The sequence below is a fragment of the Nocardioides turkmenicus genome (assembly GCF_011045035.1).
Taxonomy (GTDB): domain Bacteria; phylum Actinomycetota; class Actinomycetes; order Propionibacteriales; family Nocardioidaceae; genus Nocardioides; species Nocardioides turkmenicus.
The window spans coordinates 1-25,273 of the sequence record NZ_JAALAA010000027.1 but is presented as its reverse complement, the minus strand read 5'-3'; the positions used below and the strand labels follow the sequence as shown (position 1 = coordinate 25,273).

Here is a 25,273-nt window from a genome sequence, read left to right as displayed (position 1 = left end):
TCATGCCCACCAAGAAGGCTCTCTTCGTCTCCGGCTCCGCCCAGGGGATCGGCAAGGCGATCATCGAGAAGTTCGCGACGGAGGGCTGGTTCGTCGGCGTCTACGACATCGACGCCGACCTGGCCCGCGACGTCGCCGCGATCATCGGCTCCGACAACGCCATCGGCGGCACGCTCGACGTCACCGACCCGGAGTCCTGGAAGGCGGCGCTCGAGGAGTTCGCCACCGCTGCGGGCGGTCGCCTCGACCTGCTGGTCAACAACGCCGGCATCCTGCGCGCCGGCCGGCTGGCCGACGTCGACCTGGCCCAGCACCACCAGACCATCGAGATCAACGTCAACGGCGTGATCAACGGCTGCCACATGGCCTACCCCTACCTCCGAGCCACCCCCGGCTCCGGTGTCATCAACGTCTGCAGCGCGAGCGCGATCTACGGCCAGCCGGAGATCGCCTCCTACAGCGCGTCCAAGTACGCCGTGCGCGGGCTCACCGAGGCCCTGGAGCTGGAGTGGCGCAAGGAGGGCATCCGGGTGCAGGCGGTCTGGCCGCTGTGGGTGAAGACCGCGCTGCTCGACGGCAACGTGGCCTCCTCCCACGAGACCCTGGGCATCCGGCTCACCGTCGAGGACGTCGCCGACCAGGTCTGGGAGATGGCGCAGCCGCGCAAGGGGCTGCGCGGGCGGGTGCCGAAGGTGCACACGACCGTCGGGCTCCCGGCCAGGGCGCTCTCCACCGCCGCCGACCTCGCGCCCAACGTGCTCGTCCGTGAGGTCAACCGGTTCATCACTCGGGCGTGATGCACCGACCGGGCCGACGGCTGGTTTGATGGGCCCATGGCCCTCTACCTCGTCAGGCACGGCACCACCGAGTGGTCCCTCAACGGCCGGCACACCTCCCGCACCGACCTTCCCCTCCTGCCCGAGGGGGAGGATGCCGCCAAGCTGCTCGCCTCGCGGCTGCAGGACCGGGAGTACGCCGCGGTGCTGACCTCCCCGCGGCAGCGGGCGCTGCGTACGGCTGAGCTCGCCGGCTTCGCGGACGCCATCGTCACCGACGACCTGGTCGAGTGGGACTACGGCGACTACGAGGGCATCACCACCGACGAGATCCACCGCACCGATCCGGGATGGAGTCTGTGGACCTCGGAGACGCCCGGGGGAGAGGCCGCGGCGTCCGTCCAGGAGCGGCTGAGCCGGGTCGTCACGGCCGCCCGCGAGCGCGACGGCGACACCCTGGTCTTCTCCCACGGACACGCGCTGTGTGCGCTGGCGGCGGTGTGGCTGGGGCTTCCGGTCAGCGACGGGCGCTTCTTCCGGCTCGACACCGCGACGGTGTCGCTGCTGGACACCCACCACGGACAACCCGTGGTTAAACATTGGAATACATAGTCCGTCCATAGCCCGTCCGGGTGGTCAGTCACAGGTTGGTGTGGTCCCCTGAAGAGGTGGCCGTACCATCCCGCGGCCACCCGAGGAGGGCCGTTGTGGCACGTCGTGTGATCGTCCATGTCGGAGCGATGAAGTCCGGCACCACGTCTCTGCAGCACGCGCTCTACGCGCACCGCGAGCGTCTCGCCGAGCTGGGCATCCTGGTCCCGGGAGAGACCTGGCGGGACCAGGCGGACGCGGTCTGGAACGTACGCGGCCGGAAGAAGTCGCTGGCCGGCGACCGCTCGATCGAAGGCGCCTGGCAACGTCTCGTCGACGAGATCGACGACTGGCCGGACACGGCGATCATCTCCGCCGAGCTCCTCGCCCCGGTCGACGACGACGTCGTGGCGACGGTCGCCGAGAGCCTGACCGCCGCCGAGATCGTGCTCTCCGTACGCGACCTCAACCGGAACCTCCCGGCGATGTGGCAGGAGGTCGTCCAGAACGGCGAGGTCTGGTCCTGGTCCGACTTCCTCGCCTCCGCCCGTGTACGCCGCCCCCGCTGGCACCTCCCGGACCTGGTGACCGCCGCGAGCCGGTTCTGGAGCGAGCAGGACGTCGTCGCCATCGCGAAGAAGTGGAGCGCTGCCGGGCCGGTGCACGTGGTCACGGTGCCGGGTCCGGGCGCTCCCCGCGAGGCGCTGCTGGAGCGGTTCGGCGAGGTGATGGGGTTCTCCTTCGCCGACGTCCCGACCCCGCCGTCGAGGAACGCCTCGCTCGGTGTCGTACGCACCGACCTGCTGCGCCGCCTCAACGTGGAGCTCGACGGCCGCGACCTGAGCTACCCGGCCGGGATCCGGCTGCGCAAGCACATGCTCGCCAAGAAGATCCTGCCCCGCCTCGAGGTCGAGGACGAGCGCATCGGTCTCCAGGTGGAGCCGTGGGTCGAGAAGGTCGCGCGGCACCAGGTGGCCGCGTTGCGCAAGCTGGACGTGAGCCTGCACGGCGACTGGGACGACCTGACGCCGGTCGCCGTCGAGGGTGCAGATCCGTCGGCCGTCACCGACGAGCAGATCGTGGCCGCGGCCGCCGCCACCCACGTCGAGCTGCGGGCGTGGCTGGTCCGCCGGGCCAAGAAGTCCCCGCGCGAGGGATGGGGCCCGGAGACGGTCCCGGAGTGGGCGCCTCGGCCCGGCGCCGCCACCCCCGGTGCTGCCGAGGACGCGGTCGATGCCCTCGCCGACCTGATCGAGTGGGCGATCACCCGACGGCGCGCGAAACAGACGGCCAAGGCCTGACCGATCGCTTGGTTGGATGCTTGACCAAACGGAAGGCACGGGTCACCGTTGTGGGGTGGCACTTGCGGTTGGCTGTCCACGCTGCACGACGCCGGTGGCGAGCATCGGCGCCGGCGGCAGCCGGGCCTGCCCCGAGCACGGCGTGGTGACGCCGCTGTGGCGTACGGACGTGGCCTCCTACGAGGACCTGGTGAAGCTGCTCGCGCTGGCCGGCGACGTACCCACCTACGTGCCGTGGCCGGTCGAGTCCGGCTGGTCGATCGCCGACATCGCCGTGGTCGGCGACGACAACAAGGGGGCGGCGACGCTGCTCACCCTGACCGGCGTGACCCCCGACGACGGCCAGGTCGAGATGACCGTGGTCACCGAGGAGGCCGGTGTCGGGCTGGGCGCCCGGTGCGCGCGTACGGCTGGGCCGGACCCCGGCATCGAGGCCTGCACCGGCCCACCCACGACGAGGGTCCGCGTCGCCGGACAGCTGGTGCCGCTGTGGCCGATCACCCAGTGGACCAACGGCGCCGAGGAGTGGGAGCGGTCGGTCGTGGTCGGCGAGGCCGCCGGCCGCTGGCTGTGGCTCGTCTTCCGTCCGGCCACGGCGATGCTGATGCTCCAGGACGGCTGGCACCTGCGCCAGGTCGGCGACCTGGGCGTCCAGATGGTCGAGCTGCCCTTCGGAGGGCCCAGTGGATCTTGGTGGAACTCGCCCTAGTATGTGCGGGTGCGCATCGACCTCCACACTCACTCGCGGGTGAGCGACGGGACCGATTCGCCGACCGAGCTGGTCCAGGCGGCGAAGGCAGCAGGGCTGGACGTCGTCGCGATCACCGACCACGACACCGCCGACAGCTGGGACGAGGCAGCCGCTGCGGCCACCGAGGCCGGGATCGAGCTGGTGCGTGGCATGGAGATCAGCACCAGCCACGCCGGCCACGGCGTGCACCTGCTGGCCTACCTGCCCGACCGGAGCTACCCGCCGCTGGTCGAGGAGCTCGCCCGCATCCTGGCCGGGCGCGACGGGCGACTGCCGCTGATGCTGGAGAAGCTGGCCCGGCTCGGCATCGAGGTGTCCCTCGAGGACGTCGCGGCGGTCTCCGGTGACGCCGCCGCCTCCGGCCGCCCCCACCTGGCCGACGCGCTCGTCGCGAAGGGCTATGTGCTCAGTCGCGACGAGGCGTTCAACCGCTACCTCGGGGCCGGCAAACCGGCGTACGTCAACCGCTACGCGGCCCCGCTCGAGCCGATGATCCGCACCGTCGCCGCTGCTGGCGGAGTGACCGTGATCGCCCACCCGTGGGGCCGGTCCGGGCGTGAGCAGCCCGACGAGGCGGCCCTGTCGGCACTGGTCGACGCGGGCCTGTCCGGGCTGGAGGTCGACCACCAGGACCACACCCCCGAGACCCGCGACAAGCTGCGGGTCATCGCCCGCAATCTCGACCTCGTCGTGACCGGATCCAGCGATTACCACGGCACCGGGAAGGTGGGTCACCATCTGGGAGTGAACACCACTGCGCCCGCCGAGTACGAGCGGCTTCTGGAGCGAGCGGCCGCAGCCGCGGCGGCCTCCGGACGAGCCACCCCCGAGGTCGTACGTTGACCGAGATCTTCGTCTCCACGTTCGTGACGCTCTTCGTGATCATGGACCCGGTCGGCACGATCCCGATCTTCCTGTCGCTGACCGCGGGCCAGTCCCCGGGCAAGCAGCGCCGCGCGGCGCTCCTCGCCGTCGCGGTCTCGTTCCTGGTGATCACGATCTTCGCGCTCTTCGGGCAGGCGATCCTGCACTTCCTGCACATCTCGCTCGAGGCGCTGCAGTGCGCCGGCGGCCTCCTCCTGCTGCTGGTCGCCCTCGAGCTGCTCACCGACAACTTCGACGACCCCGTCGCCGCCGCCGGAGCCAACGTGGCCATGGTGCCGCTCGGCACCCCGCTCCTGGCCGGCCCCGGGGCGATCGTCGCCACCATGGTCTTCACCCAAGAGGTCGACTCCGTCAGCACCGCCTTCGGCCTCGGCCTCGGGCTCGTCGTCGTCCACATCGCGCTTCTGATCGCGATGATCTTCTCCATCCCGATCCTGAAGGTCCTCAAGGAGTCCGGCGTCTTGCTCATCACCAGGATCGCCGGTCTGCTCCTCTCCGCGATCGCCGTCCAGATGGTCGCCGACGCCGTCATGACGTTCATCGCGAACGCCTGAGCCCGGAGGTCCGGGTAGTCCGAGACGTTCCGGCCCATCTACCGGGCGGTAACGGGCCCGAACGTCTCGGACTATCCGGTGGCCGACGCGATGTCGGTGGTCGTGGCCATGATGGAGGCCGTGGCCGCTCGTGCTCCTCACTTCAGGCCGCCCGACCTACCTGGGCGGCCTGGGCTGGTGCGTCCCGTGCCGACGGATCCCTCGGGCGTACGCGGGCCGACGCCGAAACAAGCGAGGGGGAGCGCGTGGCGGCGATCGTCGCGAGGGCTCTACGTGCCTGCTCACGTCCCGCTCTCGCCGCTGCAGCGAGTGCTCGAGGCATCGGCGGTCGTGCCTGCCGACGGAGCGGTGACGGGCTGGGCTGCCCTGGCATGGCAGCAGGTGCCTTGGGTGGACGGATGCGACATGGACGGGAACGAGCTGCCGGTCACCATCCTCACCCCGGGATCGCAGGCCCGTGCGCAGGCCGGGATCGAGGTGAGCAAGGAGCGGCTGCTTCCGAGAGCGCGTCAGGTCGTGGACGGGGTGACGATCACCGATCCGTATCGGTCGACGGCGTTCGAGGTCCGTAGGGCAGCCACGCCGTTGGCAGCCGTACGCTGGCTCGATCTCGTCGCCGCCAGCGACCTGATCTCGCTGGCGGAGATGACGGCGTTTGCCGAGACGCTCGGAGGATGGACGGGCATCGACCACCTTCGGCGTGCGATCGCGCTGGCCGACGAGAACGTGTGGTCGCCGCCGGAGACCGATCTGCGGCTCACCCTCTCGATGCGGATGGGGATCGCCGGAGTGGTCTGCAACCGTCCCGTCTTCGACCTCGACGGTCGTCACGTCGGCACCCCGGATGTACTCGACCTCGAGCGAGGCGTGGTTGCGGAGTACGACGGTGCCCTGCACCTGGCGGGCGAGCAACGGGCGAAGGACCTGCGACGGGAAGGCGCGTTCCGGCGGGTCGGCCTGGAGTACGTCACCATGGTGGCCGCCGACCGCCGCGACCCTGCCGACTTCGTCAGGAGAGCGCGTGAAGCTCGGGCGCGGGCTGCGCGGACCGCGGTCGCCGACCGACGTTGGACGATCGACCCGCCGGGCTGGTGGACCCCCACCCACACCGTCGAGATGCGCCGGGCACTGGCCGACTGGCAGCGTGATCGCTACCTGAGGGCACACGCCGGGTAGTCCGAGACGTTCCGGCCCATCTACCGGGCGGTAACGGGCCCGAACGTCTCGGACTATCGGGAGCCGGTCACTTCCGGCCGAGCGACTGGAACTTCTGGAGCACGCCGCTGGGGACCACCCGGGCTGCCGTGGCTAGGGCCTTGTAGCGCTTGCTCGGGATCGAGAAGGTCTTGTCGTTGTCGTAGTCCTCGAGGGCTTCGCGGACCAGGTCGTCGACGTCGAGCCACATCCACGCGGGGGCGGAGTCGTAGCCGGAGCCGAGGCGCTCGTGGAACTCGGTCTTGGTGAACCCCGGCAGCAGGGCCATCACCTTGATGCCCTTGCCGGCGTACTCGTTGTGGGCCCACTCGGTGAAGGAGTTGATCCACGCCTTCGCGGCGGAGTAGGTGCCGCGGGGCAGGTAGGAGGCGACGGAGCCGACGTTGATGATGCCGCCGTGGCCGCGGGCCACCTGGGCGCCCAGCGCGGCGTGGGAGAGGCGCAGCGGGGCGATGACGAGCACTTCCGCCATGGCGGTCTCCTCGTCGGCGGTGTTGTCGAGGAATCGGTGCTTGAGGCCGTGACCGGCGTTGTTGACGAGCAGGTCGACCGGGTGCTCGGCGTCGGCCAGGCGGGCCTCGACCTTGGCCAGGTCGGCGCTGTCGGTCAGATCGGCGCGGAGCACCTCGGCACCGACGCCGTGCGTGTCCGAGAGGTCCTTCGCGACGCCGTTGAGCCGCTCCTCGTCGCGGGCGACGAGCACGAGGTGGTGGCCGCGGGCGGCGAGCTGCTGGGCGAAGGCGAGTCCGATGCCGGCGGTCGCGCCGGTGATCAGGGCGGTGGGGTTCGACATGGGGCAATCGTGCCACCACGGCATGCGGGAGGGAGGCAGGCGGCAGCAGGTCGTTTCCATCGAGGAATCGCGGTTTCTGTCTGTCGTGTGACAGTTGACTTGCGGTCGTACGAGTTTGGATGATGTTCGACGTGTATTTCGCAGGCGGACTCGGGCGCGTGATGGAGCAGTGAGCCGCGGTGGGCGACATCGGACGGTGAGGTCCCGGCCCCTGAGGCGGATCAAGATGCTCTTCGTCGCGTCCCTGCTGACCTCGGCCGGCCTGTACGGCGGGATCGAGGTCGTCGTCGAGTCCGAGGCCAACGGGAAGCCCAGCGCTGCCGACAGCAGGGAGAAGCAGGGCGCTGACGACGAGGCCCGCACTCCGGTCTGGCCGCACGACGCCCAGCGTGAGGCGGGGATCAACCGGCACGTCGACGCCCGGATGGCGGCCGCGGAGAAGGCGCTCCCGGCCGACTCCGGCACCGGCCGCCGGGCGGTCTTCTCGATCAGCCGTCAGCGGGTCTGGATCGTCTCCGCGGCCGGTGAGACGCGGCGTACCTATCCGGTCTCGGGAAGCATCTACGACAACCTCCAGCCCGGGACCTACAAGGTCTTCTCCCGCTCCAAGCACGCTCGCGGGATCAACGACTCGGGCACGATGATGTGGTTCGTACGCTTCACCAAAGGCCCCAACGCCGCGATCGGGTTCCACAACATCCCGGTCGACAAGGGCAAGCGCGTGCAGACCCGCGCCCAGCTCGGCACACCCCTGTCGCACGGGTGCATCCGCCAGGCCGAGCCGGACGCGAAGGCGATGTGGCGCTTCGCCCGGCTCGGCACCAAGGTGGTCGTGACCCGATAGGCGAGAGGCTCAGGCGTCAGCCTTCGGCGCAGAGTCGCCCGCGCCCGACGAGCGCCGACGACGGCGACGACGGGGAGCGGAGCCCTCGGACGAGGCCTCGCCCTCGGCGGGCTTGGCGGCGGCCTCGGCACCCTCCGGCGCGCCGGACTTCTCGATGACCTGGCCACCGCGGGAACGGGTGCGCTGGCGGTTGCGGTTGCGGGGAGCGCGCTCGCGCTTCTCGCCGTCCGCGCCGGCGTCCTTGTCCTTGGGCTTCTCGGGCCGGTCGGACACAGCCTTCTTGATCCGGCCCTTGGTGCCCTTCGGGATGCCCATGTCGTGGAGGAAGTGCTCCGAGGAGGAGTAGGTCTCCTGGGGGTCGTCGAAGGGGAGGTCGAGGGCCTTGTTGATCATCTTCCACTTGTGGAGGTCGGCCCAGTCGACCAGCGTGACCGCGACACCGGAGGCACCGGCGCGACCGGTGCGGCCGATGCGGTGGACGTAGGTCTTCTCGTCGTCGGGGGTCGTGTAGTTGACCACGTGGGAGACGCCGGTGACGTCGATGCCGCGGGCGGCGACGTCGGTGGCCACCAGGACCTCGACCTTGCCGTCACGGAACTTCTGCATCACGCGCTCACGGGCGGCCTGCTGCATGTCGCCGTGCAGGGGAGAGGCCGGGAAGCCGCGCTCGGCGAGGTCGTCGGCGACCCGCTGAGCCTGGCGCTTGGTGCGCGCGAAGACGACGACCTTGTCGTGGTCCTCGCACTGCAGCAGCCGGCCGATCATCTCCGGCTTGTCGAGGTCGTGCGCCTGGTAGACGAACTGCGCGGTCGCCGGCACCGTCTGGGTGTCGGCCGAGGACTCGGCGCGGATGTTCATCGGGTGACGCATGTAGGAGCGGGCCAGGGCCACGATCGCACCCGGCATGGTGGCCGAGAAGAGCAGCGTCTGGCGGGTCTCCGGGGTGAGCGTGACCAGCTTCTCCACGTCGGGGAGGAAGCCGAGGTCGAGCATCTCGTCGGCCTCGTCGAGGACGAGGGCGTGCACGTGGGAGAGGTCGAGGACCTTCCGGTTGGCCAGGTCGATCAGGCGGCCGGGCGTGCCGACCACGATGTCGACGCCCTTCTCCAGCGCCTCGATCTGGGGCTCGTAGCCGGCGCCACCGTAGACGGTCAGCACGCGGAGGCCGCGGTCCTCGGAGATCAGCGAGATCTCCGCCGAGACCTGCATGGCCAGCTCGCGGGTCGGGGCCACGATCAGTGCCTGCGGCTTGCCCTGCGGAAGGTCGATGTAGTCGCGGTCCTTGGGGGACACGCTGCGCTGCACGACCGGGATGCCGAAGGCCAGCGTCTTGCCGGAGCCCGTGCGCGCCTGGCCGATCAGGTCGGTGCCCTGGAGGGCGACCGAGAGCGTCATCTCCTGGATGGCGAACGGGGTGGTGATGCCTTTGCGCTCGAGCGGAGCGCAGATCTCGGGATGCACCCCGAGGTCCTTGAACGTTGTCATGTTTTCGTCGCTACTCGCTTGTCTCATCGAATGCGGCGAGCGACTCACGGGTGTCTCGAGCTTGCCAAGCGAGTGCCACGCCGCGCACATACGGGAACCAGGCCACTGCGATATCGAGCTGGATATCAGCGGTGCTGGGTCGGTCAAAAGGCATTCTATCGGTAGGGTTCTCCCGTGGTTGCATCGTCAGAGTTCACGGGTCCTCAGGATCCGTTCGGTGATCCTGTTTACAAGGCTGCCGTCGTCGACCTGTTGGGTGCGGTCGCCTACGGCGAGGTCTCGGCCGTCGAGCGACTGACCGACGACGCCAAGATGGCGCCCTCGTTGGAGGACAAGACCGCCCTGCTCGCGATGGCGGCCGCCCAGCACGCCAAGATCCAGCCGGTCCTCGACCGGCTGGAGGAGCTCGGCGTCGACTCCTACGCGGCCATGGAGCCGCTGCGCGAGGGGTTCGACGAATTCCACCGCCACACGAAGCCTGCCGACTGGTGGGAGTCGCTGGTCAAGGCGTACGTCGGAGACGGGCTCGCGAACGACTTCTACCGTGAGGTCGCCGGCTACCTGGACGAGGAGACCCACAAGCTCGTGGTCACCACCCTCGAGGACGCCGGCCGGGCCGACTTCGTGGTCGACCGGGTCCGGGCAGGGATCGAGGCCGACCACCTCATCGGCGGCCGGCTGGCCCTGTGGGGCCGTCGCCTGATGGGCGAGGCGATCATCCAGGCGCAGCAGGTCGCGGCCACCCGCGAGGGGCTCAGCGAGCTGATCACCGGAGGCCACCTTCCCGGCCTCGACCTCGGCACCATCGGCGAGATGCTCACCCGCCTCACCCAGCGTCACATCGAGCGAATGGGCAAGCTCGGGCTTGAGCACTGACATCCTCTGGACCGGCTGGTCGGGGACGCAGATCACCCCCGACGCCGGTGTGTGGACGTCGCCCCAGGTCAGCCCCGGGTTCTCCTTCGACGAGCTGGTCGCCTCCTGGAACGTCGTGACCCCGCCCGGAACCTGGGTCGAGGTCGCTGCCCAGGTGGCCACCGAGTCGGGGGAGCGCAGCGGTTGGCTGGTGCTGGCGCGCTGGTCCTCGGACCCGGCGTTCATGTCCACCTCCGTCGCAGGCCAGGACGACCCGGTCGCGGTCGCGGCCGACGACACCATCCTGGGACGCGACGGGCATCGCTTCACCACGTACTCGTTGCGGCTCACCCTGCACGGTCCCGCCGCCGACCTGCCACGGGTGAGCCTGCTCGGGGCGATGGTCTCGGCGGGCGCCCGGAACTCGGCGCCCGCACCGGGACCGGTGCGGGCCGGGGCGGTCGTGGGTGGCGTACCGGCCTATTCGCAGCAGCTCCACCGCGACCGCTATCCGCAGTGGGACGGTGGCGGGCAGTCCTGGTGCAGCGCCGCCTCGACGGCGATGATCACCGACTTCTGGGGCGTCGGTCCCACGCCTGCCGAGACCGCCTGGGTCGGCTACGAGACCCCTGACCCGCAGGTGCCGTTCACGGTGCGGGAGGTCTACGACGAGTCCTTCGGCGGCGCCGGCAACTGGGCCTTCAACACCGCCTACGCGGGCGCGCGCGGGCTGGTCGCGTACGTCACCAGGCTGCGTTCCTTCGCCGAGGCCGCCCGGTTCGTCGAGGCCGGGATCCCGCTGGTGCTCGCCGTCTCGCACCAGGAGGGCGAGCTGACCGGGGCCGGGTACGTCACCAACGGCCATCTGCTCGTGCTGACCGGCTTCGACGAGAACGGCGCCCCGGTCGTCCACGACCCCGCCTCCCACCGGATCGCCAGCGATGCCGAGGTCCGGACGACGTACGACCTCGGTGAGCTCGACCGGGCTTGGGCCTGTTCCGGGCGGACCGTCTACGTCATCCGGCCGGCCGGCGTCGAGCTGCCGGAACGGCCGGCTCAGCCCAACTGGTGATACACGCAGGAAGCGGCCCCACCCCGAAGGGCGGGACCGCTTTCCAGGTGACCTGGGTGAGTCTCAGGCCTTGGACCTTCCGGTGACTCCGGAGGCGATGACCACGAGTACGGCGGCGGTCACGACCTGCCAGATGTGACGCCACCAGTCAACGCCGTTGGTCGCGTTGTCCCAGGTCGCCTCGTGGCCGTCGAACGGCGGGTTGTTCTGGCCGAAGATGAACCAGTAGATGAAGCTACCGATCAGCATGCCGCCGATGCCGCAGACGATCGTGAGCCAGAACGGGATGTTGTCCTTGTCTCCCGGTGCGAGCCACTTGCCGAGCAGACCGACGATCACGCCACCAATGAGGGTGACGAGGATGAACCCGATGACGTCCATGTGATGTCCCTTTCAGGTTGTGAGAGGGCGCTGGAAAGCGCCGATTCCTCGATATTGCACCTGTTGAGACGGCAATGCACGGGCAACATGGCCTAAACCCGGAAGTTCTCCGCCGGAATCAGGGCGATCCCTGATGAAGGCGGCCTGAGGCGGTTCAGCCGGCGAAGCCGACCTTGCCGACCTTGGCCGGGCCGATCTCGACGTAGGCGAGCTTCTCGGTCGGGACGATGACCTTGCGGCCCTTGCTGTCGGTCAATGCGAGCACAGCGCCGCCACCGAGGGCGTCGGCGATGAGCTTCTCCACCGACTCGCTGGACTCCTCGGTCTCTACGACGAGCTCACGGGCGGCCTGCTGGACGCCGATCTTGACCTCCACGGGTCCTCCTTGCGATGGGTCGATCAATGCTCCGGAATCCTCTCACACGGAAGGTGAGGAACCCCGTCGTTGCGCTCTCAGCGGAATGAGGAATCTCCCACTCGCACCCGATGAGCGCTGAAGCGCTCCTCGTCTGGACGCAGCGGAGCGAGGAGCGCCAGCGACGAGCGCAGCGGAGGAAGACGAGGATCAAGCGAAAGCGCTCCGCGAATTGCGGAGCAATCGCCAACTAATCGGTTTTGGGGTAGCCGCGGATACCGCGCCAGGCGAGGCCGGCGACGAGGCGGGCGGCGTCGGCCTGGGAGAGGTCGCCGTTGTTGTGGAGCCAGTAGCGGGCGCTGACCTGCGCCTGGCCGACGAGGCCGACGGCGAGCAGGTGAGAGGCCGCGGCGCCGAACCCGGTGTCCTCGGCGATGACCTCGGCGACCGCCTCGGCGCACTCGTTGGTGACCCGGTCGACCTGCTCGCGTACGGCGGGGTCGTTGGTCAGGTCGGACTCGAAGACGAGCCGGAAGGCGCCGGTCTCGGAGGCGACGTAGTCGTAGAAGACCTCGACGCAGCGGGCCACGCGCTCCTTGTTCTCATCCGTGGAGGCGAGGGCCTCGCGGCAGCGATCGATGATCTCGTTCGCCGACTTCTCCAGCAAGGCGAGATAGAGGTCGAGTTTGCCGGGGAAGTGCTGGTAGAGAACGGGCTTCGAGACCCCGGCCCTCTCGGCGATGTCGTCCATCGCGGCAGCGTGGAAGCCATAGGCGACGAAGACCTCGAGAGCGGACTCGAGGAGCTGGGCTCGTCGCTCCGTTCGGGGCAGTCGCGCCCCTCGCGGTCGAGTGGGGTCGAGCTCGGATTGGTGCGTGGTCACCCCCGCAGCCTACCCGCTGGTACTCGGATCGCGGGACGCGTCGTTGTCTCGTCCACGGATGAGGGAACATGGAGAAGTGCCTGCGGTGTTCAAGCAGGCATACGTACGCCCGAACTGAGGAGCCGTTGTGTCCCTAGCCCCGCTCGTGGAGCCCGCTGACGAGCTGACCATCGACGAGGTGCGCCGCTACAGCCGCCACCTCATCATCCCCGATGTCGGCATGGACGGGCAGAAGCGCCTGAAGAACGCCAAGGTGCTGGTCATCGGCGCCGGCGGCCTCGGCTCGCCTGCTCTGCTCTACCTGGCCGCGGCCGGCGTCGGCACCCTCGGCATCGTCGAGTTCGACGAGGTCGACGAGTCCAACCTGCAGCGCCAGATCATCCACAAGCAGTCGACCGTGGGCCAGCCGAAGGCCGAGTCGGCCGCGGCGGCGATCAAGGAGGTGAACCCGTACGTCGACATCGTGCTGCACAACGAGCGGCTCGACAACGACAACGTGCGCGACATCTTCACCGGCTACGACCTGATCGTCGACGGCACCGACAACTTCGCGACCCGCTACATGGTCAACGACGCGGCCTACTTCCTGGGCATCCCGTACGTCTGGGGCTCGATCTACCGCTTCGACGGCCAGGCCTCGGTGTTCGCGCCGACCCTGACCGACGACGCCCCCTGCTACCGCTGCCTCTACCCGGAGCCCCCGCCCCCGGGCATGGTCCCCTCGTGTGCCGAGGGCGGTGTGCTCGGCGTCCTGTGCGCGAGCATCGGCAGCATCCAGGTCAACGAGGCCATCAAGATGCTGACCGGCATCGGCGAGCCGCTGGTCGGCAAGCTGATGATCTACGACGCACTCGAGATGGAATACCGCAAGCTGAAGGTCCGCAAGGACCCCAACTGCGCGCTGTGCGGCGAGAACCCGACGGTCACCGACCTGATCGACTACGACGCCTTCTGCGGCGCGCTCTCGACCGAGGCGGCCGACGCCGCGGCCGGCTCGACCATCTCGGTCACCCAGCTCTCCGAGATGATCAAGGAGCGCGAGGAGGGCAGCCGTGACTTCGTCCTCGTCGACGTGCGCGAGCCGAACGAGTACGAGATCAACAAGATCCCGGGTGCCGTCCTGATCCCCAAGGGCGAGTTCCTCAACGGCAACGCGATCCCGCAGGTCGCCGAGCTCACCGGCGGCGGCGCCAAGCCGCTCGTGTTCCACTGCAAGAGCGGCGTACGCAGTGCCGAGGTGCTCGCGATCGCCAAGGGCGCCGGCTACGCGGACGCGGTCCACGTCGGTGGCGGCGTGGTGGCGTGGGTCAACCAGATCGACCCGTCGCAGCCTTCCTACTGATCAACGAAGGCGCTTACTGAACTGTTGGCCAGCGGTGGCCCCTCTGGGGTCGCCGCTGGCTTTATCTGTACGCCGCGAAACCGATAGTTTTGCGATCGCAGCTGCGGGGGGCGGAGTTGCACCAATGCACGAACCCCGGAGGATTCGACGTTGTCCACACGCGCTCGTCTCAGCGCGACGCTCGCCGGTGCCACTCTGGCCGGCGGACTGTTTCTCGGTGCCCCTGCCCACGCGAGCGACCAGGCCCCTGAGCCGGCCTCCGGCGCAGCGGTGGGCTCAGCGATCGACCCGGAGAGGCTGGAGTCGAACGTCGCGGACCCGACCCGTGGCGTACCGCCCTCCTACGTCTTCGCCGGGGTCGGCGCGCTGCTGATGGGGGCGGGGGCCGGAATGGCCGTACGTCGCAAACGAGCTGAGGCTGTGGCACGCTCGGCCGAGTGAGCAACGGTCAACCCAGGCGTCAGCCCAGCCTGAGGACCTTCTTCGGCGAGATCTTCGTCGTCGTCCTCGTCGTCGCAGTGGCCGTGCTCGGCTATGCCGCGTACGACTACTACACCAAGATCGACGAGGCGAAGAAGAGCAACGCGACCCCGCCGGCGACGACCTCCTCGATCCCGGCCGAGGCGCTGGCCGCGGTGCCGAAGAAGAAGGGCAAGGTACGCGGCGTCTCCATCCCCACCCTCAACGTGCACGCCGACGTGGTGCCGCTGGCGATGGAGGACGGCACGCTGACGCCGCCTGCCGACGCCGCGCTCATGGGCTGGTGGAAGGGCGGCGCCAAGCCGGGGGCCGACAAGGGCTCGGTGCTGATCGTCGGCCACACCCTGCACAACGGCGGCGGCATCCTCGACCGGCTCGGCGAGGTGGACGAGGGCGACGAGATCGTCGTGCGGACCAAGAAGGACGAGTTCAGCTACACCGTCCGGTCGGTGCGTGACCTCTCCAAGGAGCAGGTGGCCAAGCGCAGCTCGAAGCTCTTCGACACCGACGGCGAGGCGAGGCTGGTCGTGGTGACGTGCGACGACTGGGACGGCACCTCGTTCCAGGGAAACACCGTGGTCGTCGCCGTTCCGCAGGACTGAAACCCCCGACGGTGTAAACGTTTCGTAACCTCAGGCCACCACCCCTCGTTGTTCTGTGAGTCACATCACCTACGAACAGAGGCCCCCACATGCTCCGCACCCGTAGTTCCGTACGCCGCGCCGCAGCGATCGCCGCCGGCACTCTGACCGCCGCGCTCGCCCCGGCCCTCATCCCGAGCCCGGCTCATGCCTGGGCGCCGGCCGACTCGGCAACGATCACCCCGGGCGTGATGATGTACACCGAAGGTGCCCAGTGCACCGCCAACTTCGTCTTCACCGACTCCGCCGCCAACGTCTACGTCGGCTACGCGGCTCACTGCGCCGGACTCGGCGAGGCCACCGACACCAACGGGTGCGCCGCCAAGTCGCTCCCGCTGGGCACCGAGGTGACGTTCAACGAGGGCGGTTCCCTGCTGTCCGAGGGCACCGTCCTGGGCAAGGGGAAGCTGGCGTACTCGTCCTGGCTGACCATGCAGAAGCTGGGCACCACCGACGAGAACGCCTGCGCCTACAACGACTTCGCCCTGGTCAAGGTGGACGCCGCCGACGCCGGCAAGGTCAACCCGAGCGTGCCGCTGTGGGGTGGCCCGACGGGCATCGACACCGACGGAACGGCCGCCGGCGACAAGGTCTACTCCTACGGCAACTCCTCGGTGCGCGCCGACGTGGACCTGCTCTCGCCGAAGGTCGGCTTCTCGCTCGGTGACGACGTCAACGGCACCCGCTGGTCGCACCCGCTCTACAACCTCACCCCGGGCATCCCCGGCGACTCGGGCTCCGGCTTCCTGAACGCCGACGGCCAGGCGGTCGGGACGCTGTCCACCCTGGGCCTGCTCCCGCTCGCGGGGTCCAACAACATCGGCGACATGGACCTCGAGCTCGAGTTCGCCCAGGCCGAGTCGGGCATCTCCGGCCTGCGTCTGGTCAACGGCACCGAGCCGTTCAGCCCCGTCCTCTGAGCACAGCCGGTGACACCGCGCTAGCCTCCCGGTCATGAGTGACCGGGAGGCGTACGTGGAAGCCGTGCTGCGTCTAGTCGAGCAGATCCCGCGCGGGAAGGTGACCACGTACGGCGCGATCGCGGACGCCCTCTTCGACGAGTTCGGGGGCGGTCCGCGACAGGTCGGCTCGGTGATGGCGCGCGAGGGCGCGGGCATGCCGTGGTGGCGGGTGGTGCGGGCCGACGGCTCGCTCCCCGCCTCCCACGGCGAGGAGGCCCGTCAGGCCTACCTCGAGGAGGGCACGCCGCGACGTGTCTCGGGGGCGGTGGACCTGCGCCAGGCGATGTGGTTGCCGCCTACGATGTCGTCGTGATGTATCGCGTCCTCCACGCCGTCGTGCCACCCCTCCTCCGCGCGGTCTGGCGCCCGACGGTGACCGGGGGCGAGAACGTCCCCCGCAGCGGCGGGGTGATCCTGGCCAGCAACCACCTGAGCTTCGCCGACTCGATCGTGATCCCCTCGGTCTCTCCGCGGCCGGTGCACTTCCTGGCCAAGTCCGACTACTTCACCGGCACCGGGATCAAGGGGGCCGCCCAGCGCGCCTGGTTCGAGGGCATGGGGATGCTGCCGGTCGACCGCGACGACCCGCAGGCGGCGCTCGGCTCCCTCGAGGTGGCCCTGGAGGTCCTCGGCCGCGGCGAGGCGTTCGGGATCTACCCGGAGGGCACCCGCTCGCGCGACGGGCGGCTCTACCGCGGACGTACGGGGGTGGCTCACCTGGCGCTGACCGCCGGAGTACCCGTGGTGCCGGTGGGTCTGCGGGGCACCGCGGAGCTCCAGCCGGTCGGCTCGAGCCTGCCGCGGCTGGCGAAGGTCTCGGTCGAGTTCGGGAAGCCGATCCAGGTGGCCGGCCGCTTCGACGGCGTACCTCTGGGCAAGGCCCGGCGGGTCATCACCGACGAGGTCATGGAGTCGATCGCGGCGCTGAGCGGCCAAGAGGTGGCCGGGGTCTACAACGAGCGGCCCGCCGACGTCTGATCGTCTGATCGTCTGACGGTCTGTTTGCCTGTTGCGCCGCGGCGCGAACGGGCGCACTCTGGAAGGTGACCAGCAAATTCATGGGCTAGCAGCCGAGGTGAGGCAGATGGCCACCACGACCGTGTTGCAGGACGAGCTGCGACACAAGCACGACGAGCTCGCTGGGCGCCTGGCCCACGCTCGCAGCATCATCGCCAGGCCGGAGCAGACCCGCAGGGGCTGCGCACCGATCGACCAGTTCAACGCCGGTACGTCTCGACACCTGCACGCGGTGGACGAGGCGCTGCTGCCGGCGGTCTCGTCCCATTGCGAGGGCGGGTCACGGCTGGTCCATGACTATCTTCCCGCGGCGAAGCGCCTGGAGGTGCTGCTCTTCCACGTGAAGGCGCACGAGTACGGCTCCACCTGGGAGACCACCCACGAGTGGCCGACGCTGTGGGGCGAGGTCGAGGAGGCGCTCGACATCCAGGAGGAGAAGGAGGAAGAGCTGGTCTCGCGCCTCGCCGAGGAGGCCTCCGACGACGTGCTCCTGCTGGTCGCCGAGCGGCTCACGGCGGCCGAGCAGAAGGCGCCCTCGCGACCGCATCCCTACCTTCCGCACACCGGCCTGCCCGGCAAGGTCGTACGCCGCCTGGCCCGTCCCGTCGACGCCATCTGGGACAAGGTCGAGGGCCGTGCGGTCGGTGGCCCGACGCGGCCGCCCCACAAGGCGCCGGGGCTGCTCGGGCAGTATCTGCTCGGCGATCCGCGCTTCCCCGAGGAACCGGCTGACGACACCCGGCACAATGAGCCGGGTGACCGCTGATTCCATCACCTCCCGACTCGAGCTCGCGCCCCATCCCGAGGGTGGGGCGTTCCGGCAGACCTGGGCCGCTGCCGAGACCGTCACCCTGCCCGACGGACGCGTGCGCCCCACGGCGACCCTGATCTACTTCCGGCTCCTGGCCGGGGAGTCGTCCGCCTGGCACCGCGTGACCTCCGACGAGATCTGGCTGGCGCACACGGGTGTGGTGTCGCTGCAGTACGGCGGCGACGGCTCGGCGCCGGTCGAGGGTGCGACCGTGCTCGTCGGGGTGGACGTCGCCGCCGGCCAGGTGCCGCAGGCCGTCGTCCCGGCGGGGGTGTGGCAGCGTACTGTCCCCTCGGCCGAGGACGCGCTCGTCTCCTGCGTGGTCTCGCCGGGGTTCGACTTCGACGACTTCGAGCTCGCGGAGTAGGGATGGAGTACGCCTTCGAGGGGGCCGTGATCGAGTGGCGCGGGCCGGCGCCGTTCTACTACGTCCCGATGCCCGTCGAGGACGCCCAGGACCTCAAGGAGGACGCCCGCGGTCTCGAGTACTGGGGCCAGGTCGCCGTCACCGCCACCATCGGCGAGACCACCTTCACCACCGCGCTCTTCCCCAAGGACGGCACCTATCTGCTGCCGTTGAAGGTCGTGGTGCGGAAGGCGGAGGGGATCGACCTCGACGACGTCGTCGCCGTGCGGATGCGCCTGGGGCATGACGTCTGAGTGTCGGTGGTTTCTGCTTGGCTAGTCCTGTGAGTGTCGCGTACCGCCTTGCCCCACCGCCGAGCGCTGTCGGCGTGCCGGTCCTCGACGAGCACCAGCGGTCGGTCGTGGAGCATCCCGGCGGGCCGCTGCTGGTGCTGGCCGGGCCCGGGACGGGCAAGACGACCACGCTGGTGGAGGCGGTCGTCGACCGGATCGAGAACCGAGGCGTACGTCCCGACCAGCTGCTGGCGCTGACCTTCTCCCGCAAGGCGGCTGAGCAGCTGCGCGACCGGGTGACGGCGCGGCTGGGGCGCACGCTGTCCGGGGCGGTCTCCTCGACGTTCCACTCCTTCGCCTACGGGCTGGTGCGGCGCTACGCGCCGGCCGAGCTCTACGCCGCCCCGCTCACGCTGCTGTCCGCGCCCGAGGCCGACGTGGTGCTCCAGGAGCTGCTGGCCGACCACCCGGAGTCGGTGCGGTGGCCGGAGCGGTTCCGGATGGCGGTCGGCACCCGTGGGTTCGCGCGCGAGGTGCAGACCGTGACCGCGCGGGCGCGCGAGCGCGGGCTCGACCCCGACCAGCTGGTCGCACTCGGCCGCGATGAGGGGATCGAGGAGTTCGTCGCGGCCGGATGGTTCCTGGAGCAGTATCTCGATGTGCTCGGCGCCCAGTCCGCGATCGACTATCCCGACCTGATCATGCGCGGAGTCATCGAGGCCGAGCGGCATGCGGCCGAGCTGCGGGCCGAGTTCACGTGCGTGTTCGTGGACGAATACCAGGACACCGACCCGAGCCAGGTCGCGCTGCTGCAGGCGCTCGCCGGAGACGGGCGCGACCTGATCGTGGTCGGCGACCCCGACCAGTCGATCTACGGGTTCCGCGGCGCCGACGTCAACGGGATCCTCGACTTCCCCTCCCAGTTCCTGACCCGGGAGCGCCGGCATGCGCCGGTGGTCGCGCTGGGGACGACCCGGCGCTTCGGTTCGCGGCTGCTGCGGGCGTCGCGGTCGATCGCCGCGGGGATCTCGGTGCGCGGCTCGATCCCGGCAGCGGCCTACGACACCTTCCGCAACCCGCACCCGCTGGCCCAGGATCCGGGGCGGGCTGAGGTGCTCACCTTCGACACCGACCGCGCCGAGACCGAGCACATCGCCGACCTGCTCCGCCGCGCGCACCTCGAGGACGGCATCGACTGGTCCGACATGGCGGTGCTGGTGCGCTCGGGCCGCAACTCCATCCCGCAGCTGCGCCGGTCGCTGACCGCTGCCGGCGTCCCGGTCGAGGTCGCCTCCGACGAGACGCCGCTGGTCCGCGAGCCGGCTGCTGCGGTGCTCCTCGATGCGCTGGGCGTCGTCGTGGATGCCGACGTCGAGTCCGAGCTCGACGAACGCTACGTACGCCCGGAGCGCTGCGAGGAGCTGCTCACCGGTCCGCTCGGCGGCCTCGACGCGACTGACGTCCGCGCGCTCACCCGCACCCTCCGGGCGAGGTTTCCGGATGTCGCCGCGCATGATCTCGTACGCAATGCCGTGCTCGATCCGGGTTTCGCCGCTGGTCGAGCCGCGAGGCCGCCTGCGGCCGAGCGTGTCGAGACCAACACAGTCCCCTCGAGCGCCGATCCGGACCGTGTTGGTCTCGACACGCCTCCGCCTAGCGGCTCCGGCGGCTCGACCAGCGGCGAGGGTGAGGAGCGGGTGCTGGGGCGCGTACGGCGGCTGGCGGCGCTTCTCGCCGAGGCCCGGGCGGCGCTGAAGGACGGCGCCGGCGCCGAGCAGGTGCTGTGGACGCTATGGGACGGCGCCGAGTGGGGACAGCGGCTGCGGGCACAGGTCGAGTCCGGTGGTCCCGCGGCGCGGCTGGCCCACCGCGACCTGGACGCCGTCGTCGCGCTCTTCGACACCGCCGCCAAGATCGAGGGCCGCCAGGAGTTCACTTCGGTGGAGACGTTCCTGGCCACGCTGCGCGCCCAGGAGATCCCGGCCGACACCCTGGCCGACAAGGGCGTACGCGGCTCCGCGGTGCGGCTGCTCACCGCCCACCGCTCCAAGGGGCTGGAATGGCGCCTCGTCGTGGTCGCTCACGTCCAGGAGGGGGCGTGGCCCGACCTGCGTCGTCGTGACTCGCTCCTGGGGCCCGACCGGATCGCCCCGGCGCTGCCGGACGGACGTCACGGCGGGCTGCTGCCGCCGTTGACCCGCTCGGCGATGCTCGCCGAGGAGCGCCGGCTCTTCTACGTCGCCGCCACCCGTGCCCGGTCCCGGCTGGTGGTGACCGCGGTGAAGTCGCCCGACGAGGACGGCGACCAGCCGTCGCGCTTCATCAACGAGCTCGGGCTGCGCGAGGACCAGATCCGTCACCGGGTCGGCCGGCCCTCGCGGCCGCTGTCGCTGGCCGGTCTCGTGGCCGAGCTGCGCCGCACCGCCGCGGACCCGGCTCAGCCCCTCGCGTTGCGCGAAGCGGCCGCGCGGAGGCTGCAGAAGCTGGCCGCCACCGAGGTGCGCGGCAAGCGGATCGCACCCGCCGCGGACCCGTCGACCTGGTGGGGGCTGCGGGCACCGACGTACGCCTCGGCCCCGGTCCGTCCCGAGGACCGCCCGATCACGCTGAGCGCATCGGCGCTGGAGGCGATCCTGACCTGCCCCGCGCAGTGGTTCCTGGCCCGCGAGGCGGGCGGTGCGGTGACCGACTCCTCGAGCCAGGGGTTCGGCAAGGTGGTGCACGCGATCGCCGAGCAGCTCGCCCGTGGCGAGCTCGACGCGGCCACGGTGGATGACCTGATGCCGTTCGTCGACGAGGTGTGGGGCCGCCTCGAGTTCCGTACGCCCTGGTCCGCCGCCCGCGAGCGCGAGGCGGTCCGGGAGGTGCTGGCCCGGTTCCTGACCTGGCATCGCCGCCCCGGCGCACGGACCGTGATCGGGTTCGAGCAGCAGCTGACCGCGAAGGTCGCGCTTCCCAGCGGGGAGACGGTGCGGCTGAACGGCTATGCCGACCGGCTGGAGCTCGACGAGAGCGGCCGGATCGTCGTGGTCGACCTGAAGACGGGGAAGTACCCGCCGACGGCGCAGGAGGTCAAGGAGCACGGGCAGCTCGGCCTCTACCAGCTGGCGGTGGAGCACGGTGCCGCCTCGTCGCTGGTGCAGGGCGCGGTCTCCGGGGGAGCGGAGCTGATCCAGCTGCGCCATCCCGCGGGTTCGGGGAGTGAGCTGCCGAAGGTGCAGGTGCAGGCCCCGGAGCCGCCCGAGATCATCAACCAGCTGGAGAAGGCGGTGGCGACGGTGCGCGCCGAGGAGTTCGTGGCCAGGCCCGGCAAGCAGTGCGACCGGTGCCAGTTCGTCGCGCTCTGCCCGGCGCAGACCTCGGGATCGGTGCTCTCATGAGCCCGATGAAGGTCGAGACCCCGGAGGAGCTCGCCAAGCTGATGGGCCACGACTGGCTCTACAGCGAGGAGCAGTTCCGTGCGATCACGGCTCCGCTGGAGCCTGCTGTGGTGATCGCCGGCGCCGGCTCCGGCAAGACCGCGGTGATGGCCGCCCGCGTGGTCTGGCTGGTCGCCACCGGCCGGGTGCTTCCCGGGGAGGTGCTCGGGCTGACCTTCACCACGAAGGCGACCGCCGAGCTGGCCACCCGGATCCGGGAGTCGCTGCAGAAGGCCGGCCTGTGGCCGGAGCGCCGCGAGGGCCCACCGCGGCCGGGCGAGGAGGCGGAGGAGGAGCCGACCGAGCCGACGGTCGCGACCTACCACTCCTACGCCTCCGGGCTGCTCTCCGAGCACGGGCTGCGGATCGGGCACGAGCCCGACACCCGGCTGATCGCCGACGCGACCCGCTACCAGCTGGCCGCACGCGCGGTGGCCCGCCACACCCACCCGGTGGAGAAGCTGACCGACTACCCGAAGCTGGCCGTGCAGCAGCTGCTCGCGCTCGACTCCGAGCTCTCCGAGCACCTCGTCGACCCCGCCACCCTGCGCGCCTACGACCGCAACGAACGGTCGCTGTTCGCGCTCGAGGTGGCCGACCTGAAGGCGCAGCTCGAGGACGGCAAGCGGGTCAAGACGAAGCTGACCAAGGTCGAGAAGGCGATCGACGCGATCGACAAGCGCTACGAGCTGCTCGACCTGGTCGACGGCTACCGGCGCCTCAAGGACCGGCTCGGGCTGATGGACTTCTCCGACCAGATCGCCCTGGCCGCACGGCTCGCCGTGGAGACCCCCGAGGTCGGCGAGATCGAGCGCGGGAAGTTCAAGGTGGTGCTGCTCGACGAATACCAGGACACCTCGGTGGCCCAGGCCCAGATGCTGGCCCGCCTCTTCGGCGACGGACACCCGGTGACCGCCGTCGGTGATCCCAACCAGGCGATCTACGGCTGGCGCGGTGCCTCGGTGAGCAACATCCTCGAGTTCGGCCGCGACTTCCCCACGAAGGACGGACGTCGCCCGTCCTACTCCCTGACCGTCAACCGCCGCTCCGACGCGCGCATCCTCGACACCGCCAACCACCTCGCCGCCCAGCTCTACGAGGGCCGGGAGAAGGAGCGCCTGGTCGCTGCCGACGGGGCGCGTGACGGTGAGGTGCGGGTGCATGTGCACGAGACGTACGACGACGAGCTGGTCTGGCTCGCCGACCAGGTGATCGAGGCCCATGAGGCGGTCGGGGAGTGGAAGGAGATCGGCGTCCTGACCAGGGACAACTCGCAGGCCGCGGCGGTCTTCGACGTGCTCACCGCGCGCGAGATCCCGGTGGAGATCGTCGGTCTGAAGGGGCTGCTCCGGCTGCCCGAGGTGGCCGAGGTCGTGGCCACCATGGAGCTGCTCCACGACGTCACCGCCAACGCCGCGCTGCTCACTCTGCTCGCCGGTCCGCGCTGGGCGATCGGGCCCCGCGATCTGGCGATCCTGGGCCGTCGGTCGCGCGACCTGGCGGGGGTCGTGGGCGGCGCGGAGGAGTTCGCCGACATCGAGCGGCAGCTGGAGGCGGCCGTCGAAGGCACCGACCCCACCGAGATCCCCTCGCTCAACGACGCGCTGGAGGATCCCGGCGATCCCGCCGACTACGACTATTCGCAGCAGGCGCGGGAGCGCTTCAAGCTGCTCGCCGACGAGCTCCGTGGGCTGCGCCGGGCGGTCAACGAGCCGCTCCTCGACCTGGTGCGGCGGATCATCGACGTCACCGGCATCGACGTCGAGCTGGCGGCGTCCGTCTCCCCGGCGGCCTCGGCCCGGCGCGACAACCTCGACCTCTTCGTCCAGGCGGTCGCCGAGTTCGAGGGCCTCGACGGCCAGGTCACCCTGGCCGCGCTGCTGGCCTACCTGGAGGCCGAGGACGAATACGGACAGGGTCTCGACGTCGCCACCCCGTCCGAGGCCGACTCGGTCAAGCTGCTCACGGTCCACCGCGCCAAGGGGCTGGAGTGGGACGTCGTCTTCCTGGTCGGGGTCACCCACAAGAAGTTCCCCACCGGCCAGACCCGCTCCTCGTGGCTCACTGTCCCCTCGGTCATGCCCGCCGCGCTCCGCGGCGACCGCGGCGACCTGCCGCAGCTCCACGGTCACGACGCCGACGCGATCGATGCACTCCTCGCCGAGCGCAAGGAGCACGAGCAGATCGAGGAGCTGCGCCTGGCGTACGTCGCCTGGACCCGCGCCCGCCACATCCAGTTCGTCTCGTGCTGGCGCTGGTCACCCGCTCTGAAAGAGGGGCGAGGGCCATCGACCTACGTGGAGAAGACCCGCGAGGCGCTGCTCCGGTGGGGTGCCAAGCCGGACCGCTGGGCCGACGTCGTCGTCAAGGGCGAGGAGGAGAGCCCCTACGCCGCGCAGGAGGTCGACCTGCCCTGGCCGATCAACCACCACACACCCGAGGTGGAGCGTCGCCTCGAGGCGGCCCGGCTGGTCCGGGAGGTGGGTCCGGGACCCGACGATCTCGACGACCTCACCCTGCTCGAGACCGTGAACCAGTGGGACGAGGAGATCGAGCGGCTGCTCACCGAGGCCGAGCGTGAGCGGGCTCCCGAGGTGGTCGTGCCGATGCCTTCGTCGCTGTCGGCGACCGCGATGTCGAAGCTCCGCGACGACCCGCTCGGCTTCGCCGCCGACCTGGTCCGCCCGATGCCCCGCAAGCCGTCCTCCCAGGCCCGCTTCGGCACCCGGTTCCACGCCTGGGTGGAGGCTCGGTTCGGTCAGCAGGACCTCTTCGACCCCGACGACCTGCCCGGTCGCGCCGACCACGGCATCGAGGACGAGTCCGGCCTCGAGGAGGTCATCGCCGCCTTCGAGCAGGGCCCGTTCGCCGACCGCCCACCGTTCCGGGTCGAGGCCGCCTTCGCCATCGTCCTGGCCGGTCAGGTCGTACGCGGCCGCATCGACGCCGTCTACCAGGAGCCCGACGGCGGCTTCCTGATCGTCGACTGGAAGACCAACCAGGCCCAGAACGCCGACCCGCTGCAGCTCGCGCTCTATCGGGTCGGGTGGGCTGAGCTGATGGGGGTGCCGTTGTCTCGGGTTCGGGCGGCTTTCTACTACGTACGTTCCGGGAAGATGGTCGAGCCTTCGTCGCTTCCTGGGCGGGAGGAGCTGGAGCGGATCCTCGGCGGGGGTCGCTGACGGATCTTTGGGGTCGGCGGCAGGGGTCTGGCGCGGCGG

General features: G+C 70.3%; 26 protein-coding genes. 21 read left to right on the top strand and 5 right to left on the bottom strand.

The genetic code is table 11. The features are described from left to right. The first annotated feature begins 2 nt into the window (after positions 1–2). The 7 genes from G5C66_RS23105 to G5C66_RS23075 all read left to right on the top strand — a co-directional run bounded on the left by G5C66_RS23105 (position 3) and on the right by G5C66_RS23075 (position 6,034). Positions 3–797 carry an SDR family oxidoreductase gene (locus G5C66_RS23105; RefSeq protein ID WP_165113553.1) on the top strand — a complete coding sequence of 265 codons (795 nt, stop codon included), beginning with the start codon at positions 3–5 and terminating at the stop codon, positions 795–797. A gap of 36 nt (positions 798–833) precedes the next feature. Beyond that, on the top strand, positions 834–1,388 hold the full coding sequence (locus tag G5C66_RS23100) for a histidine phosphatase family protein (protein ID WP_165113551.1): 555 nt from the start codon (positions 834–836) through the stop codon (positions 1,386–1,388). A 95-nt stretch (positions 1,389–1,483) separates the two neighbouring features. After that, positions 1,484–2,668 (top strand): hypothetical protein, encoded by a 1,185-nt coding sequence (locus G5C66_RS23095; RefSeq protein ID WP_165113549.1) that lies wholly within the window; start codon positions 1,484–1,486, stop codon positions 2,666–2,668. A gap of 55 nt (positions 2,669–2,723) precedes the next feature. Next, positions 2,724–3,377, top strand: coding sequence for a DUF6758 family protein (locus G5C66_RS23090; protein ID WP_165113547.1), 654 nt, complete (start codon positions 2,724–2,726; stop codon positions 3,375–3,377). A gap of 9 nt (positions 3,378–3,386) precedes the next feature. Continuing rightward, positions 3,387–4,262, top strand: coding sequence for a PHP domain-containing protein (locus G5C66_RS23085; RefSeq protein ID WP_165113545.1), 876 nt, complete (start codon positions 3,387–3,389; stop codon positions 4,260–4,262). After that, positions 4,259–4,858 (top strand): MarC family protein, encoded by a 600-nt coding sequence (locus G5C66_RS23080; protein ID WP_165113543.1) that lies wholly within the window; start codon positions 4,259–4,261, stop codon positions 4,856–4,858. Before G5C66_RS23085 ends, G5C66_RS23080 begins: the two co-directional genes overlap by 4 nt. Positions 4,859–5,131: 273 nt before the next feature. Continuing rightward, positions 5,132–6,034, top strand: a complete 903-nt coding sequence (locus tag G5C66_RS23075) for a hypothetical protein (protein WP_165113541.1) — start codon at positions 5,132–5,134, stop codon at positions 6,032–6,034. Positions 6,035–6,101: 67 nt separating this feature from the next. Here G5C66_RS23075 and G5C66_RS23070 read toward each other — a convergent pair whose 3' ends face one another. After that, complete coding sequence (locus G5C66_RS23070; protein WP_165113539.1) at positions 6,102–6,866, bottom strand: SDR family NAD(P)-dependent oxidoreductase; 765 nt, start codon at positions 6,864–6,866, stop codon at positions 6,102–6,104. 226 nt (positions 6,867–7,092) lie between these two features. Between G5C66_RS23070 and G5C66_RS23065 the strand changes: the two genes are divergently transcribed. Next, positions 7,093–7,710 (top strand): L,D-transpeptidase, encoded by a 618-nt coding sequence (locus G5C66_RS23065; protein ID WP_165113537.1) that lies wholly within the window; start codon positions 7,093–7,095, stop codon positions 7,708–7,710. Positions 7,711–7,719: 9 nt separating this feature from the next. On the opposite strand, the gene G5C66_RS23060 is transcribed toward G5C66_RS23065, so the two are convergent. Then, on the bottom strand, positions 7,720–9,195 hold the full coding sequence (locus G5C66_RS23060) for a DEAD/DEAH box helicase (protein WP_165113535.1): 1,476 nt from the start codon (positions 9,193–9,195) through the stop codon (positions 7,720–7,722). Between the two features lie 174 nt (positions 9,196–9,369). Between G5C66_RS23060 and G5C66_RS23055 the strand changes: the two genes are divergently transcribed. Then, complete coding sequence (locus G5C66_RS23055) at positions 9,370–10,071, top strand: ferritin-like fold-containing protein (protein ID WP_165113533.1); 702 nt, start codon at positions 9,370–9,372, stop codon at positions 10,069–10,071. Continuing rightward, the gene (locus G5C66_RS23050; RefSeq protein ID WP_165113531.1) at positions 10,061–11,122 is read left to right on the top strand and encodes a C39 family peptidase; all 1,062 of its coding nucleotides are present in this window, start codon (positions 10,061–10,063) and stop codon (positions 11,120–11,122) included. The genes G5C66_RS23055 and G5C66_RS23050 overlap by 11 nt, the downstream gene beginning before the upstream one ends. Positions 11,123–11,185: 63 nt before the next feature. Here the strand turns inward: G5C66_RS23050 and G5C66_RS23045 are convergent, their stop codons facing one another. The 3 genes from G5C66_RS23045 to G5C66_RS23035 form a co-directional block, all read right to left on the bottom strand. Next, positions 11,186–11,503: a DUF1129 domain-containing protein gene (locus G5C66_RS23045; RefSeq protein WP_165113529.1), complete on the bottom strand. Its 318-nt coding sequence runs from the start codon at positions 11,501–11,503 to the stop codon at positions 11,186–11,188. 154 nt (positions 11,504–11,657) lie between these two features. Next, entirely contained in the window at positions 11,658–11,879 is a 222-nt protein-coding gene (locus G5C66_RS23040; RefSeq protein WP_008364177.1) for a DUF3107 domain-containing protein, read from the bottom strand. Between the two features lie 229 nt (positions 11,880–12,108). Then, positions 12,109–12,741, bottom strand: a complete 633-nt coding sequence (locus G5C66_RS23035; RefSeq protein ID WP_165113527.1) for a TetR family transcriptional regulator — start codon at positions 12,739–12,741, stop codon at positions 12,109–12,111. Positions 12,742–12,868: 127 nt separating this feature from the next. On the opposite strand from G5C66_RS23035, the gene moeZ reads away from it, so the two are divergent. From moeZ to G5C66_RS22980, 11 genes are all read left to right on the top strand, one after another. Next, positions 12,869–14,083: an adenylyltransferase/sulfurtransferase MoeZ gene (moeZ, locus tag G5C66_RS23030; protein WP_165113525.1), complete on the top strand. Its 1,215-nt coding sequence runs from the start codon at positions 12,869–12,871 to the stop codon at positions 14,081–14,083. A gap of 150 nt (positions 14,084–14,233) precedes the next feature. Then, on the top strand, positions 14,234–14,524 hold the full coding sequence (locus tag G5C66_RS23025; RefSeq protein WP_165113523.1) for a hypothetical protein: 291 nt from the start codon (positions 14,234–14,236) through the stop codon (positions 14,522–14,524). After that, positions 14,521–15,165: a sortase domain-containing protein gene (locus G5C66_RS26230; RefSeq protein WP_165113521.1), complete on the top strand. Its 645-nt coding sequence runs from the start codon at positions 14,521–14,523 to the stop codon at positions 15,163–15,165. Before G5C66_RS23025 ends, G5C66_RS26230 begins: the two co-directional genes overlap by 4 nt. 89 nt (positions 15,166–15,254) lie before the next feature. After that, on the top strand, positions 15,255–16,124 hold the full coding sequence (locus G5C66_RS23015) for a trypsin-like peptidase domain-containing protein (RefSeq protein ID WP_165113519.1): 870 nt from the start codon (positions 15,255–15,257) through the stop codon (positions 16,122–16,124). 34 nt (positions 16,125–16,158) lie between these two features. Next, the gene (locus G5C66_RS23010) at positions 16,159–16,479 is read left to right on the top strand and encodes an MGMT family protein (protein WP_165113517.1); all 321 of its coding nucleotides are present in this window, start codon (positions 16,159–16,161) and stop codon (positions 16,477–16,479) included. Continuing rightward, positions 16,479–17,144: a lysophospholipid acyltransferase family protein gene (locus G5C66_RS23005; protein ID WP_165113610.1), complete on the top strand. Its 666-nt coding sequence runs from the start codon at positions 16,479–16,481 to the stop codon at positions 17,142–17,144. Before G5C66_RS23010 ends, G5C66_RS23005 begins: the two co-directional genes overlap by 1 nt. Before the next feature lie 106 nt (positions 17,145–17,250). Beyond that, positions 17,251–17,949, top strand: a complete 699-nt coding sequence (locus G5C66_RS23000; RefSeq protein WP_165113515.1) for a hypothetical protein — start codon at positions 17,251–17,253, stop codon at positions 17,947–17,949. Then, the gene (locus G5C66_RS22995; protein WP_165113513.1) at positions 17,930–18,361 is read left to right on the top strand and encodes a cupin domain-containing protein; all 432 of its coding nucleotides are present in this window, start codon (positions 17,930–17,932) and stop codon (positions 18,359–18,361) included. Before G5C66_RS23000 ends, G5C66_RS22995 begins: the two co-directional genes overlap by 20 nt. 2 nt (positions 18,362–18,363) lie before the next feature. Then, positions 18,364–18,654 (top strand): DUF1905 domain-containing protein, encoded by a 291-nt coding sequence (locus tag G5C66_RS22990; protein WP_165113511.1) that lies wholly within the window; start codon positions 18,364–18,366, stop codon positions 18,652–18,654. Positions 18,655–18,683: 29 nt separating this feature from the next. Continuing rightward, a complete protein-coding gene (locus tag G5C66_RS22985; RefSeq protein WP_338144291.1) occupies positions 18,684–22,013 on the top strand; it encodes an ATP-dependent helicase in 3,330 nt (1,109 codons plus the stop codon). Next, positions 22,010–25,234: an ATP-dependent DNA helicase gene (locus tag G5C66_RS22980; RefSeq protein ID WP_165113509.1), complete on the top strand. Its 3,225-nt coding sequence runs from the start codon at positions 22,010–22,012 to the stop codon at positions 25,232–25,234. Before G5C66_RS22985 ends, G5C66_RS22980 begins: the two co-directional genes overlap by 4 nt. Positions 25,235–25,273: the final 39 nt, after the last annotated feature.